Consider the following 12,373-nt stretch of genomic DNA (forward strand, 5'->3'; position numbering starts at 1 on the left):
CAACAGCAACACACTCAACGCCTTGACCACACCCACGGCTCAATCCTCAAAGTAGCCCGAGATGCTCCGCCACGGGTTCTCGATGCAAGGTGGGCAGCGGCGGTAAACCTGGAAGGCGCACCATCAGCTTGGCGTGGAAACGCAGCGCCAGCTGTGCCGCCAGACGGTTGTCCGACGTGTGCAGGAACATGTAGGGCGTGCGGCCTTCTTCAATCCAACTGGCGATCTTTTCCACCCATGGAATCAGGAACGGGTCATTGGCCTCAAGGTCCGGATGCCCGATGAAGCGCACCTGGGGAAACTGCGTCAATGCCGCTGGGCGCGGTGGCACCCGGGGCTTTTTGGACTGGGCATGCAGCACCGCCTCCGAAGTAGAGGTACAGCTGAACAGGGCACGCGGATCGAGGCAGATGCGCTCGACACCGCGATCGCGCAACAGGCGGTTGAGCCTGCGCTCAGCATCACCCTTGGCGAAGAACTGTTCATGACGCACTTCCACAGCCAGCGGCCGATCGATGCCATCGAGAAATCCAGCCAGCTCCGCCAAGCGTGGCGGCGTAAAGCCCTTTGAGAGTTGCAACCACAGCGGTGAAACGCGCTCACCCAAAGGGCTCATCAAGCCGACAAAGCTTTCTGCCGCCGGCAACTGTTCACGCAAATCGCCAGCATGGCTGATATCGCCGGGGAATTTGGCGGTGAAGCGAAAATCATCAGGCATGATTTCGGCCCAGCGCTGCACAGTGGCGGCCGAGGGGCGAGCGTAAAAAGTGGTATTGCCTTCAACGGCGTTGAAGACCTGTGAATAGAGCCCAAGGTAATCGTTGGAACGTGCATCAACCGGATACAGGTACTCGCGCCAGGCGTTTTCACTCCAGGACGGGCAGCCGATGTAGTAAGGCAAACGCATCAGATATGGATATCGAGACCCAGCACTTCCATATCCCATTCGACAAAGCCGGCAGTGGTCAGGTAGCTGGCCAAGGCGGTGGCAACGCTTTTGCTCATGGAACGGGGAAAGACCATGTCTTGCTGACGGGCAGGAACGCCGCTGATGCGTGCGCTCGCGGCGCCTTGCGCTTTGGAAGGCGTATCAGTGTGTACTTCGATGAAGTCCGGTGAATCCTCGACGGATTCGTCTACCGTCACGCTCGCCTTGCGCGGCTTACGCTTGAGGGGGTAGGACTGTGAGGAAAAACCGTCTATACGCATACATGCAGACTCGGTATCAATGATGGCAATTTAGCGGCACTTTCCATGGCGCGCAAATGCTCTGGTGATAACTAGAACACATAATTTGTAAAAGGTTTAAAAACCCAGGCAAATTCTGACGATTGGCGAAATTTACCGCGCAATGCCCACATTTCTGGCGTCAAATAATCCCGCGCTCGGCCTTGGTCTGTGCGACTTTATCGCGCAGGTACACCGGTGCTGCCTGGTCCGCTGCAACTGCCTCGCCGCGCTCGAAGGCGAAACGCGCCAATGCCAGCAGGTCTTCGGCGTGGGGCAACATCGCCGCATCCTGCTCGGCACACGTCACCTTGATGCGTTCGCCATAACCCCAACCCGTGCCGGCACCGAACCAATCGCCGCTGGCGTCAGCGGGCAGTTGCGCCGCTTCGGGGGCCAGCACTGCTTCCGTACCGACCAGGCGCATTTCGCCTGCGGTCTCACGGTAGCAACCCCAGTAAACCTCATCCATGCGCGCATCAATCGCCGCTGCCACTTGCGACGCACCGTGCTCACGCAACGCACGCTGGGCCAGCACCGCCAGGTTGGACACCGGCAATACCGGGCGCTCCAGGGCAAAGGCCAGGCCCTGCACCACGCCAATGGCGATGCGCACGCCGGTGAATGCACCGGGGCCACGGCCGAACGCGATGGCGTCCACGGCCGCCAAGGTGGTACCGGCGTCTTCAAGCAGTTGCTTGATCATCGGCAACAACTTCTGCGCGTGCAGGCGCGGGATCACCTCGTAGTGGCTCGTAACCTTGCCATCGTGCAGCAAGGCAACGGAGCAAGCTTCAGTCGCGGTGTCCAGGGCCAGCAGGGTGCTCATCGGTGTGGGTGTCCAAGTCGGAAAAAAGTGCGCCAGTATAAACAACAACGGCCCGCAAGCGGGCCGTTGTCTGTGCCGCCGATCACAGGATCAGCTCAGTGCTTGCAGCACCTTGGCGGTGATGGCCTCTACCGAGCCCACACCTGGGATGTGGCTGTATTTCGGCTTGCCTTGAGCTGCGGACAGCTTCTGGTAGAAGTCCACCAGGGGCTTGGTCTGGGAATGGTAGACCGACAGGCGATGACGCACGGTTTCTTCGGTGTCGTCTTTACGCTGCACCAGGTCTTCGCCGGTGACATCGTCCTTGCCTTCGACTTTCGGCGGGTTGTAGACGATGTGGTACACGCGGCCCGAGCCTTCGTGAACGCGACGGCCAGCGATACGCTGAACGATCTCTTCGTCTTCAACTGCGATCTCGACCACGGCGTCCAACTCCACGCCCGCCTTCACCAGGGCTTCAGCCTGGGGAATGGTGCGTGGGAAGCCGTCGAACAGGAAACCGTTCTTGCAGTCGTCCTGGCTGATGCGTTCCTTGACCAGGTTGATGATCAGGTCATCGGAGACCAGGCCGCCGCTGTCCATCACGCTCTTGGCGATCAGGCCCAGCTCGGTGCCAGCCTTGACGGCCGCACGCAGCATGTCGCCGGTGGAGATTTGTGGAATGCCGAATTTTTCAGTGATGAACTTTGCCTGAGTACCTTTACCGGCCCCGGGAGCTCCCAGCAGAATGACGCGCATCGATGTGCTCCTCAATTTTTTATAGAGATGACGCTCGGATTCGCCGCGTGGGGCCAATCTCGTAAAAATGTGGTTCTAGGCCGATCAAACGGCCAAAGGCTGATCAAGATACACAGCGGGCCCTCACCATACAAGCCGCCAAAAGTAGGAGAAACCCGCGCCGCGCATGCGTCAGCGCCGGGGTGTGCCTGAGCGCAACCCACCCCCTCAAACGACGACCGCCCGTTTCCGGGCGGTCGTCGCGGTTTATCCGCAAGCCATTGAGTACACGCAAAAAACCTCAACCGGTGTTGCGCAAACCAGCCGCAATACCGGCCACGGACACCAGCAGCGCCTGTTCCAGAGGGCTGTCTTGGGCAGCCTCCTGCTGACGCGAACGTGCCAGCAACTCGGCCTGCAACAGGTGTAAGGGGTCCAGGTAGGTGTTGCGCAGGCGGATGAACTCCAGGGTGTCGGGGCTATGGGCCAGCAGCTGCGACTGGCCGGTCAGGCCAAGCACCACGTCACACGCCTGCGACAATAGGTCGCGTAAGTGCGCACCCAATGCCAGCAGGTCCGGCTGCACCAGGCGCTCATCATAAAGACGGGCGATATCGGCATCGGCCTTGGCCAGCACCATTTCCAGCATGTCGATGCGCGTGCGAAAGAACGGCCACTGCTCGCGCATCTGCCCCAGCAATTGACCTTCACCGCGCTCCAGCGCCTTGCTCAGTGCCGCTTCCCAGCCTAGCCAGGCGGGCAGCATCAGGCGTGTCTGGGTCCAGCCAAAGATCCACGGGATGGCGCGCAAGCTCTCAATCCCGCCCGCACGACGCTTGGCCGGGCGGCTGCCCAAAGGCAAACGGCCCAACTCCTGCTCCGGCGTGGACTGGCGGAAGTATTCGACGAACTGCGGATTTTCCCGCACCACGGCGCGGTAAGCGCTGACACCGTCTGCCGCCAATTCGTCCATCAGATGCCGCCAGGCAGGCTCGGGAGGCGGCGGCGGCAACAAGGTCGCTTCCAGTACCGCAGCCAGGTAGAGATTGAGGTTCTGCTCGGCGATATCCGGCAGGCCGAATTTGAAGCGAATCATCTCGCCCTGTTCAGTGGTACGGAAACGCCCCGCCACCGAGCCCGGCGGCTGCGACAGGATGGCCGCGTGCGCCGGGCCGCCGCCACGACCAACGGTGCCGCCGCGACCGTGGAACAACAACAGCTCCACCTGTTGCTCGCGGCAGATATCCACCAGGCGTTCCTGGGCACGGTACTGCGCCCAGGCGGCGGCCGTGGTGCCGGCGTCCTTGGCCGAGTCCGAGTAGCCAATCATCACTTCCTGCGGGCCCTGCAAGCGCGCGCGGTAACCCGGCAGTTGCAGCAGACGCTCCATCACCGGCCCTGCGTTATCCAGGTCGGCCAGGGTCTCGAACAACGGCACTACGCGCATCGGCCGTTGTACGCCCGACTCTTTCAACAGTAGTTGCACTGCCAGCACATCTGAGGCGGCGCCGGCCATGGAGATGACATACGACCCTAGTGATGCGGCCGGTGCGGCGGCGATTTCCTTGCAGGTATTGAGCACCTCGGCAGTGTCCGCCGACGGATTGAAGTAACCCGGCAGCAACGGCCGACGATTGGTCAGTTCCTGGGTCAGGAAGCTGATACGCGCCTCTTCATCCCAGTCCTCATAACGCCCCAGGCCCAGGTAATCGGTGATTTCAGTCATGGCCGCCGAGTGACGGCTGGAGTCCTGACGCACATCCAGGCGCACCAGGAACAGGCCGAACGTCACGGCACGGCGCAGGCAGTCGAGCAGCGGGCCATCGGCGATCACGCCCATGCCGCATTCGTGCAGGGACTGGTAGCACAGCTGCAGCGGGTCGAGCAGGTCGCGGTTGTTTTGCAACACGTCGGCCGGCGCCGGGGTGGTGCTGGTCAACGAGGTGTGGGCCCACTGGCGCGTGGCGCGCAGGCGTTCACGCAGTTGCTTGAGCAAGGCACGATAGGGTTCGACGCTGTCGCCGACTTTGGCGTGCAACGCCGGGCTGGCCTGTTGCATCGACAGCTCGGAAGCCAGCTGATCAATGTCGCGCAGATACAAATCCGCCGCCATCCAGCGCGCCAGCAACAGCACTTCGCGGGTGACCGGCGCGGTGACGTTCGGGTTGCCGTCACGGTCGCCGCCCATCCACGAAGCAAAGCGAATCGGCGCAGCCTCCAGGGGCAGGCGCAGGCCGGTGGCGGCGTGCAGGGCCTGGTCGGCCTTGCGCAGGTAATTGGGGATGGCTTGCCACAACGAATGCTCGATCACCGCAAAGCCCCATTTGGCTTCATCCACCGGCGTGGGGCGCACGCGCCGGATTTCTTCGGTGTGCCAGGCTTCGGCGATCAAGCGTTGCAAGCGCTCGCGAATCTGCTCGCGCTCGGCGGTGGTGAGGTCACGGTGATCCTGCAAGGCCAGTTGCGCGGCAATGGCGTCGTACTTTTGGATCAGCGTGCGGCGGGCCACTTCGGTGGGGTGGGCGGTGAGCACCAGTTCGATGTCCAGCCGCGCCAATTGCCGGGCCAGGGACTCATTGCTGTGCCCTTCGTTTTGCAGGCGTGCCAGCAATTCTGGCAAGACCCGGGATTCGAACGGCGCAGGTTGCGATTCATCGCGCCGATGAATCAACTGATATTGCTCGGCAATGTTGGCCAGGTTGAGGAATTGGTTGAAGGCCCGGGCCACGGGCAGCAACTCCTGCTCCTGCAACTGGTTGAGGCTGGCGCTCAACTCATCGCCAGCGGTTTTCTCTGAAACGGCTCCACGACGGTCGGCCTTGGCGCCTTTGCGGATCTGCTCGATCTTTTCGAGGAAAGCCTCGCCGTACTGCTCTCGAATGGTGTTGCCCAACAGCTCACCCAGCAGGTGAACATCCTCACGCAAGCGTGCATCGATATCACTCATCAGCCAATCTCCAGCCAGAAATCCGGGACGCGCAGGGGGTTCAGAGTGCCGCCGACGTCGGTTTCTGACAAGGCCGAACGCAAACGACTTTAAACCTTGGCGCTTGCAGCTAGTCTCAACGATGAGTCGCCGCGTTATTCACGCAGGCGGCTGGTCACTCATCACCGCCTGCGATTGCAGGCTTTATTGAGGTCGCCATGAAAATTCGAGAACTGGCCCAGCATTGGGAAGAAACCGCCAAGGGTCGTTTGACCAAGACTGAGTACGCGATTCATCTGGATGTAGAAGCCGCTGCCCGGCTGGCGGCCATTGCCGAGATGTACCCCAAGCGCCACGTTGAAGAACTGCTCGGCGAGCTGATTGGCGCCGCCCTTGAAGAGCTGGAAACCAGCTTTCCTTACATCCAGGGCCAGCAGGTGATTGCCACCGATGAAGAGGGCGACCCCCTGTATGAAGACGTCGGCCCGACACCACGTTTTCTCACGTTATCCCGTCGCCACTTGCACGATTTGTCGGCCGCTACTGACGAACAAAAGCACTGATAAACATTTATTGACGTCAATTAAACCCACGTATTCCGGGCCTTTTACAGGCCCGGAGGTACCGCCGCGCGCCGCGAAAGTTCCATTTTTTAAACACTGACCAGTCAGTCAGATATTTTTTTAGGCAAATCGCCATATCCGCTGAACTTTTGAAAAAAGCCTCCGGTCACAGCCAGTAGCCATCACGTGTGGAACGGTCGTTTGAACGGACGCCATGTGCTTTATCGACGGGCCCGAAATCGATACGCCCCGATGGATTTTGATGTTTTTCAGGAGTTATCCAATGGAGTTGAAGACGATGAACACCAGCACTGCCAAATCCTCGTTTAACCATCTGCGCGGGCTCAAATTGGCCGCGCTGGCAATCGGCACCAGCTTCGTTCTGGCTGGCTGCGCCGGCAACCCTCCAACCGAGCAGTACGCCGTGACCCAATCGGCCGTCAACAGCGCAGTCAGCGCCGGCGGCACCGAGTACGCGGCGGTGGAAATGAAGTCGGCCCAGGACAAGCTCAAAGAAGCTGAGATTGCCATGCACGACAAGAACTACGACAAGGCTCGCCAACTGGCTGAACAAGCCGAGTGGGATGCCCGCGTCGCTGAGCGTAAAGCCCAGGCTGCCAAGGCTCAACAGGCTGTGAAGGACTCCCAGAAGGCTGTTGACGAACTGCGTAAAGAAGGCATGCGCCCAGCTGCAATCATGCAGAAGTAAGCCGCAGCCCCTTGACTGCATCGCACCTGATATCGAATTGAAAGGACGACACGACTATGCGTAAACAATTGATGATCCCTGCCCTGCTGGCGATGAGCGTTGCCTTGGCGGCCTGCTCCACCCCGCCTAACGCGAACCTGGAAAATGCGCGGACCAATTTCTCGTCCCTGCAAACCAACCCGCAAGCCACCAAGCTGGCCGCGCTGGAAACCAAAGACGCCAGCGACTGGCTGGACAAGGCTGACAAGGCCTACCGCGACAAAGAAGACGAGAAGAAAGTCGACCAACTGGCCTACTTGACCAACCAGCGCGTTGAAGTGGCCAAGGACACCATCGTTCTGCGCGAATCCGAAGCCAAGCTGAAAAACGCCGGTGACGAACGTGCCCGCGCCCTGCTGGATGCCCGTGATGCGCAAATCAAGCAACTGCAAAACAGCTTGAACGCCAAGCAAACCGATCGCGGTACCTTGGTGACTTTCGGTGATGTGCTGTTCGCCACCAACAAGTCCGACCTGAAATCCAGCGGCCTGGTGAACATCACCAAGCTGGCTCAGTTCCTGCGCGATAACCCAGACCGTAAAGTGATCGTCGAAGGCTACACCGACAGCACCGGTTCGGACTCGTACAACCAGAGCCTGTCTGAGCGTCGCGCCGCTTCCGTTCAACGTGCACTGGCTCAGCAAGGCGTGGATATCTCGCGCATCGTGACCCAGGGTTATGGCAAGGAATATCCGGTTGCCGATAACGGCAGCGTTTCCGGCCGCGCCATGAACCGCCGCGTTGAAGTGACCATCTCCAACGACAACCAGCCGGTCAAGCCACGGTCTTCCGTCGCTAACTGATCAATAGCCTGGTAAAAAGCCCCGCCTTATTAGGCGGGGCTTTTTCGTTACGGTCCATGAACGCGTGTTCAGGCTTTAGTCATTGAAGTATCTGAAGGTGCTGCGGTTGCCATTCTGGCCAGAGTTGATGTAACGGCTGGAATCGCCCGAGTTGCCGTTATTTCCGTAGTTGCCATAGTTACCGTAACTGTCGTGATTACTATAGCCTTCAAAGTGGCGGTAGTTACCCGGCACCCCCATCATGTCATTGCCGTTGTGCCCATGATTTTCATAGTGACTGCACCGGCCGCTATTACCGTTATTGCCATAGTTACCATAATTGCCGTTATTGCCATTACTGCCGCCACTCCCCCACACTCGCTGACCTGGTGTGGCATGGCGGGGTTGCTCTTCAGCATAACGTGGATGCCAAGTAACATACTGTGCAGGTCGCGAACCAAATAGATGAGTCATTTTATCTTCCCTGTCAAACTGAAATAAGAGTGTGTGGATTTACGACACCTAAGCTGCGTGCTGCCTGGTGTGTCGCCCATTTAAGTGGGGAATCGCTGCGAGCAGTTCCACTACTAAAACTCTAAAAACCACGTCAAAATATGCGCGGCGACGCAGTCGCATTGCTTGTTTCAACCTTGAAGACGCCGAGCATGGCCACTGCCGACCAGCCTATGCCCGGAGGGCAATTGACGATTGCCGTTACTGCCGTGATTGGAATAGCCACTGTGGCTTCCGCTATTACCGTTATTGCCGTAATTGGCGAAGTTACCGTCATTCATGCTGTTATTACCGTTATTGATATGCACACCCACTTGCGCCGACTTTACACCTCCGACCGTCACATAATTAGTATTGAATACATAGGTCACGTAGTTGATCGTAGGCGGCTGTGAAGTTGACGGCTGAGTACGGGGTGGCGGCCCCATGTAGCGAACGGTTCCACGATTCAAAGGTTGAGTACCGGCATAGTTTGGACGCCGACTCGATTGATAGCTATTGTAGTTATAGGTTTTACCCACTTGAGGGTATCGCCAACCCATACGCTGCCCCGTGACAGCGTTCCATGTATTGGACATGACCCCCATGGTATTCACGAGCGCTGTATTGACAAATGAATCTAACCTCATTCCTTGACTCCAAATGATTTTCCCACATGCCCAGGTTTAAACTCCTGGCAGCTATAGAGTGGTCGCCTACTTCTATCAGTTCCCAACGGTATAATCCTGATAACAAGTAGGGGCTCGCCTGTTGGTATCCCAAGCAGGTCGCCTATCGTTGATGGATAAAATTGAAACGAAAAAAAACCACCGGAAACGGTGGTTTTTTTGACTAGGGAAACTTGATCTTGCGATCAGTATCTTCATCCGGCGGCGTTATCTTTTTGTTATGACGGGAGGAATCAGTTGAGCAACCTGCCAACTGATTACGCGCCTGTTCTTGCGCATCCGCCCGCTCCAACGCCTGATGCGCCCTGACCATAGCCAGCATATTGCATATCGCATCAATTCTTATCACTGCCTTCCCGCCCCCACTTCGCGTAATTACATTGCCCTTTGTGGCATTAGACGCAATTGGGTTCCAAACAATTTCGTTACGAGATCCTGGCTCGTCGATGATGTCTGTAGGGCCGCTGATATGAAAAACCGCCGCTAAAAGGCGGGCTCTGGGAGGGATGCCGATCAGTAGTTGATCGAGCCTTGACTTTCTGCGCCGCCAATCTGAATTTGGCCTTGGCCCGATGCGCCACCTTCACCGCCTTGCGCACTTGGGCCGCCTGTTTTTCTGCCAGCCGCTTCTGTAGTTGTTCGAGACTCTCATCCCCGCCAGCGCCTTGGGAACCACCGGAGCCACCCGAACCGGGAAACTCAACGGTATGTTTCATACCACGCAAAAACCCAGGCTCACTGTTGCAACTGCGGGGTTTCCTGGCCCATGCAACGCACGGCCTGCTTCTTATTGTTCACCAGCACGCCGCTCAAGCCTTTCTGTTCGGTATCAAACATCACCAACACGCCGTCAACGCACTGCGCCACTTGCGCCGCCGGGGTCAGGGAGACCTTGTAATCCTCACCCGGCACGGTCTTGAGCATGGTGAAGTCGCTGAGCAGCAACGCATCTTCCGGCTTGGCGAAGTGCAGGTAGCCGTAGTACCACAGGCAGCCAACGGTACCGATGATGGTACCGATACCGGTGAGAATTAGCGGGATCATGTTGCGTTCTTCGCTCATTGCGGGCTCTCTGATGAATCAACTTTAGGAATAGGGTAATTCGGAATTTCGCCCAGGCGGCGCAAGCCGTTGAAGTGCCGCGGGTCGTCCAGGTAACGCAGCATCACGGTCTGCCAGGTTTTGTCGGCAAAGGTCTGCACATGGCCGCCACGGGTCAGTTGCAACACCCTGGGCGGCGGTGCGGCCTGATACAGGCGGATGCCATTGGCCACCGGCACGATGGGATCATCCAGGCTGTGGAACAGCAGCTTGGGCACGCCGGTCACGCGGGGCATGGCATTGATCGCACTGTCGGCGTCGGGCACCAGCCACGACAGCGGCACCTGCAACGGCCAGGTTAACCAGGAAGTGCTCAAGGCGAATTGTCCTACGTCACGATAACTGGCTGGCACGCCGTCCAGTACCAGCGCTTTGAGTTGGGTTTGACGCTCCGGGTGGGCGGCCAGGTAATGCACCGCCAGTGCACCGCCCAGGCTTTGCCCGAGAATAATCAGCGGTTGACCCTGGGTTTCAGGCGCCTTGTCGATCCAGCCGAATGCGGCGTCGATATCTTGGTAGACCGCCGGCAACGATGGCTTGCCTTCCGACAGCCCATAGCCGCGATAGTCCAGCAATAGCACTTGATAGCCCTGTTCCGGCAACCACCAACTGCCCCCCAGGTGCCAGGCGAGGTTACCGCCGTTGCCGTGCAAATGCAGGACGGTGCCCTTGAGCGGTACACCGGCTTTGGCTGGCAGCCACCAGGCGTGCAGTTTCACCCCGTCTGCGGTGGTGAGCGTGACGTCGCGGTATTGCAGGTGGGCTTTTTCCGGGGTGAATGGCAGGCCGGGCTCGGGGTAGAACAGCAAGGCGCTGCAGCCGTTCAATGTGAGTAGCAGGCATAAAATGCCGAGGATTCTCATCCGTTGAAGCCTCGCGAAAGTTCTGAAGACCCATGGAGATCAAATGTGGGAGCTGGCTTGCCTGCGATAGCGGTCTATCAGTTGAATGAGTGCTGGCTGACTCACCGCTATCGCAGGCAAGCCAGCTCCCACATTTTGATTCGGTTTCGTCAGTTAAAGGATATTGGAGTAATCCGCCTCGATCCGGTCCAGGCTCAAGTGGTTGAGGAAGTTGGAGAAGCACATCCAGGCCGCCAGCGCGTTCATGTCGCGAAACTGCTCCGGCAAATACTTGGGCGGCACCACCAGGCCTTCGTCGACCAATTGGCGCAGGGTACGCATGTCTTCAAGGGTGGTCTTGCCGCAGAACAGCAGCGGCACCTGTTCCAGCTTGCCTTTGCGTACGGCGAGCTGAATGTAGTTGTAGACCATGATAAAGCCCTTGAGGTAGGACAAATCCTTGGTAAATGGCAGACCGGTGGGCACCGAACCACGGAAAACCCGGCTGGCATTCCCATAGCTTTCGGCCATTTCAAAGCCTTGCTCGCGGAAGAACTCGAACACCTGCAGGAAGTCGGCCCCCTCCTCCACCATATGGATGGCGCGGGTACGGTTGGTGAGTTTGCGCAAGCGGCTGGGGTAGGAGGCAAACGTGATGATTTCCATCAGGATCGCCAGGCCTTCCTGGGTAACGGTGGACGACGGCGGGCCCTTGGACAGGAACGTGCAGATCGGCTGGTTCTGGCCGTTGAGGGTGGTGCCCACATGCACCAGGCCTTCATGCACTTCGAGGGCGCGCACGTCGCGGTCGTTGAACATCGCGTCGGCGCGGATCTTGATGTAGTCGGCGCCCGCCGCCGCGTCGGCGACAATGCCATCGGACTCGAATACCCGGATGGTTTCTTCCGCCTCGCCAAACACCTTGTTCAGGCGGGTTTGCAGCAGGCTGACCGCATCTTTGGCGGTGAGGGTCTTGGCTTCGTCCTTGAGGTCACCCCGACCGTCGATGTTGTTCAGGTAGTCGGAGAGCATCAGGCCAAGGTCGGCCAGGGTCGGGTCGCCGGCGTGGAACGCATCGGAGGCGGCGCCGTACAGCTCCTGGGAAATCAGGCCGAAGTCCTCGGTGCCGCGCGCTTCAAGCATGCGCACCACCATGCGGTATTCGCGGCACATGCGCCGCATGATCTGCCCCACCGGACTGAATTGCCCAAGGCGACGGGTAATGTCGCGCTCGATGTTCTGGAACTCCAGCTTCACCGCACTGGAATCGAACGACAGCGGCCGGTTCAGGTAGTAATCACGGTCTACGGCAGGCATCGCCTTGCCCTTGGCCTTGAGGAATCCCTGGCGAATGTTCTCGTCCCATTTCACCGCATCGAGGACGCGGATCGGTGTTTGCGCCAGCACAATGCGATCGGACAAGGTGCGTATCGTCTGCTGGTAATCGTCCACCCGGT

Annotated in this window: 13 protein-coding genes; 4 read left to right on the plus strand and 9 right to left on the minus strand. The window is 58.9% G+C overall.

All coding sequences use genetic code 11. The annotated features are described in order from the left end of the window. Nucleotides 1-46: 46 nt before the first annotated feature. From CRN80_RS01035 to ppc, 5 genes are all read right to left on the minus strand, one after another. Nucleotides 47-907 carry a DUF72 domain-containing protein gene (locus CRN80_RS01035; RefSeq protein WP_098949371.1) on the minus strand — a complete coding sequence of 287 codons (861 nt, stop codon included), beginning with the start codon at nucleotides 905-907 and terminating at the stop codon, nucleotides 47-49. After that, complete coding sequence (locus CRN80_RS01040) at nucleotides 907-1,209, minus strand: hypothetical protein (protein ID WP_032893222.1); 303 nt, start codon at nucleotides 1,207-1,209, stop codon at nucleotides 907-909. Before CRN80_RS01040 ends, CRN80_RS01035 begins: the two co-directional genes overlap by 1 nt. A 160-nt stretch (nucleotides 1,210-1,369) precedes the next feature. After that, on the minus strand, nucleotides 1,370-2,056 hold the full coding sequence (gene tsaB / locus CRN80_RS01045; protein WP_032893224.1) for a tRNA (adenosine(37)-N6)-threonylcarbamoyltransferase complex dimerization subunit type 1 TsaB: 687 nt from the start codon (nucleotides 2,054-2,056) through the stop codon (nucleotides 1,370-1,372). 90 nt (nucleotides 2,057-2,146) lie between these two features. After that, the gene (gene adk, locus CRN80_RS01050) at nucleotides 2,147-2,794 is read right to left on the minus strand and encodes an adenylate kinase (RefSeq protein ID WP_032893225.1); all 648 of its coding nucleotides are present in this window, start codon (nucleotides 2,792-2,794) and stop codon (nucleotides 2,147-2,149) included. 280 nt (nucleotides 2,795-3,074) lie between these two features. Next, nucleotides 3,075-5,720, minus strand: a complete 2,646-nt coding sequence (gene ppc / locus CRN80_RS01055) for a phosphoenolpyruvate carboxylase (protein ID WP_098949372.1) — start codon at nucleotides 5,718-5,720, stop codon at nucleotides 3,075-3,077. Nucleotides 5,721-5,917: 197 nt separating this feature from the next. Here ppc and CRN80_RS01060 point away from each other — a divergent pair, with 197 nt between their 5' ends. The 3 genes from CRN80_RS01060 (at nucleotide 5,918) to CRN80_RS01070 (ending at nucleotide 7,813) form a co-directional block, all read left to right on the plus strand. Further along, a complete protein-coding gene (locus tag CRN80_RS01060; RefSeq protein WP_032893227.1) occupies nucleotides 5,918-6,262 on the plus strand; it encodes a hypothetical protein in 345 nt (114 codons plus the stop codon). Between the two features lie 283 nt (nucleotides 6,263-6,545). Further along, nucleotides 6,546-6,971: a DUF4398 domain-containing protein gene (locus tag CRN80_RS01065; protein WP_003189094.1), complete on the plus strand. Its 426-nt coding sequence runs from the start codon at nucleotides 6,546-6,548 to the stop codon at nucleotides 6,969-6,971. Nucleotides 6,972-7,027: 56 nt separating this feature from the next. After that, the gene (locus CRN80_RS01070; RefSeq protein ID WP_003189093.1) at nucleotides 7,028-7,813 is read left to right on the plus strand and encodes an OmpA family protein; all 786 of its coding nucleotides are present in this window, start codon (nucleotides 7,028-7,030) and stop codon (nucleotides 7,811-7,813) included. Nucleotides 7,814-7,888: 75 nt separating this feature from the next. On the opposite strand, the gene CRN80_RS30330 is transcribed toward CRN80_RS01070, so the two are convergent. Continuing rightward, entirely contained in the window at nucleotides 7,889-8,266 is a 378-nt protein-coding gene (locus CRN80_RS30330) for a hypothetical protein (protein ID WP_138183483.1), read from the minus strand. A gap of 191 nt (nucleotides 8,267-8,457) precedes the next feature. On the opposite strand from CRN80_RS30330, the gene CRN80_RS01080 reads away from it, so the two are divergent. Further along, nucleotides 8,458-8,700: a hypothetical protein gene (locus CRN80_RS01080; protein WP_098949374.1), complete on the plus strand. Its 243-nt coding sequence runs from the start codon at nucleotides 8,458-8,460 to the stop codon at nucleotides 8,698-8,700. A gap of 1,008 nt (nucleotides 8,701-9,708) precedes the next feature. On the opposite strand, the gene CRN80_RS01095 is transcribed toward CRN80_RS01080, so the two are convergent. From CRN80_RS01095 to CRN80_RS01105, 3 genes are all read right to left on the minus strand, one after another. Further along, the gene (locus CRN80_RS01095) at nucleotides 9,709-10,035 is read right to left on the minus strand and encodes a hypothetical protein (protein WP_003189087.1); all 327 of its coding nucleotides are present in this window, start codon (nucleotides 10,033-10,035) and stop codon (nucleotides 9,709-9,711) included. Next, the gene (locus tag CRN80_RS01100) at nucleotides 10,032-10,937 is read right to left on the minus strand and encodes an alpha/beta hydrolase (RefSeq protein WP_098949375.1); all 906 of its coding nucleotides are present in this window, start codon (nucleotides 10,935-10,937) and stop codon (nucleotides 10,032-10,034) included. The genes CRN80_RS01095 and CRN80_RS01100 overlap by 4 nt, the downstream gene beginning before the upstream one ends. Before the next feature lie 153 nt (nucleotides 10,938-11,090). Further along, nucleotides 11,091-12,368: a flavohemoglobin expression-modulating QEGLA motif protein gene (locus tag CRN80_RS01105; protein ID WP_014717201.1), complete on the minus strand. Its 1,278-nt coding sequence runs from the start codon at nucleotides 12,366-12,368 to the stop codon at nucleotides 11,091-11,093. Nucleotides 12,369-12,373 lie beyond the last annotated feature (5 nt).

The organism is Pseudomonas sp. FDAARGOS_380 (assembly GCF_002591235.1).
GTDB classification, from domain to species: Bacteria; Pseudomonadota; Gammaproteobacteria; order Pseudomonadales; family Pseudomonadaceae; genus Aquipseudomonas; species Aquipseudomonas salmasensis.

Bases quoted from the DNA above. Each gene is read 5' to 3' on its own strand.
- CRN80_RS01035 (WP_098949371.1), bottom strand. From the start codon at position 907: ATGCGTTTGCCTTACTACATCGGCTGCCCGTCCTGGAGTGAAAACGCC.
- CRN80_RS01040 (WP_032893222.1), bottom strand. From the start codon at position 1,209: ATGCGTATAGACGGTTTTTCCTCACAGTCCTACCCCCTCAAGCGTAAG.
- tsaB (WP_032893224.1), bottom strand. From the start codon at position 2,056: ATGAGCACCCTGCTGGCCCTGGACACCGCGACTGAAGCTTGCTCCGTT.
- adk (WP_032893225.1), bottom strand. From the start codon at position 2,794: ATGCGCGTCATTCTGCTGGGAGCTCCCGGGGCCGGTAAAGGTACTCAG.
- ppc (WP_098949372.1), bottom strand. From the start codon at position 5,720: ATGAGTGATATCGATGCACGCTTGCGTGAGGATGTTCACCTGCTGGGT.
- CRN80_RS01060 (WP_032893227.1), top strand. From the start codon at position 5,918: ATGAAAATTCGAGAACTGGCCCAGCATTGGGAAGAAACCGCCAAGGGT.
- CRN80_RS01065 (WP_003189094.1), top strand. From the start codon at position 6,546: ATGGAGTTGAAGACGATGAACACCAGCACTGCCAAATCCTCGTTTAAC.
- CRN80_RS01070 (WP_003189093.1), top strand. From the start codon at position 7,028: ATGCGTAAACAATTGATGATCCCTGCCCTGCTGGCGATGAGCGTTGCC.
- CRN80_RS30330 (WP_138183483.1), bottom strand. From the start codon at position 8,266: ATGACTCATCTATTTGGTTCGCGACCTGCACAGTATGTTACTTGGCAT.
- CRN80_RS01080 (WP_098949374.1), top strand. From the start codon at position 8,458: ATGGCCACTGCCGACCAGCCTATGCCCGGAGGGCAATTGACGATTGCC.
- CRN80_RS01095 (WP_003189087.1), bottom strand. From the start codon at position 10,035: ATGAGCGAAGAACGCAACATGATCCCGCTAATTCTCACCGGTATCGGT.
- CRN80_RS01100 (WP_098949375.1), bottom strand. From the start codon at position 10,937: ATGAGAATCCTCGGCATTTTATGCCTGCTACTCACATTGAACGGCTGC.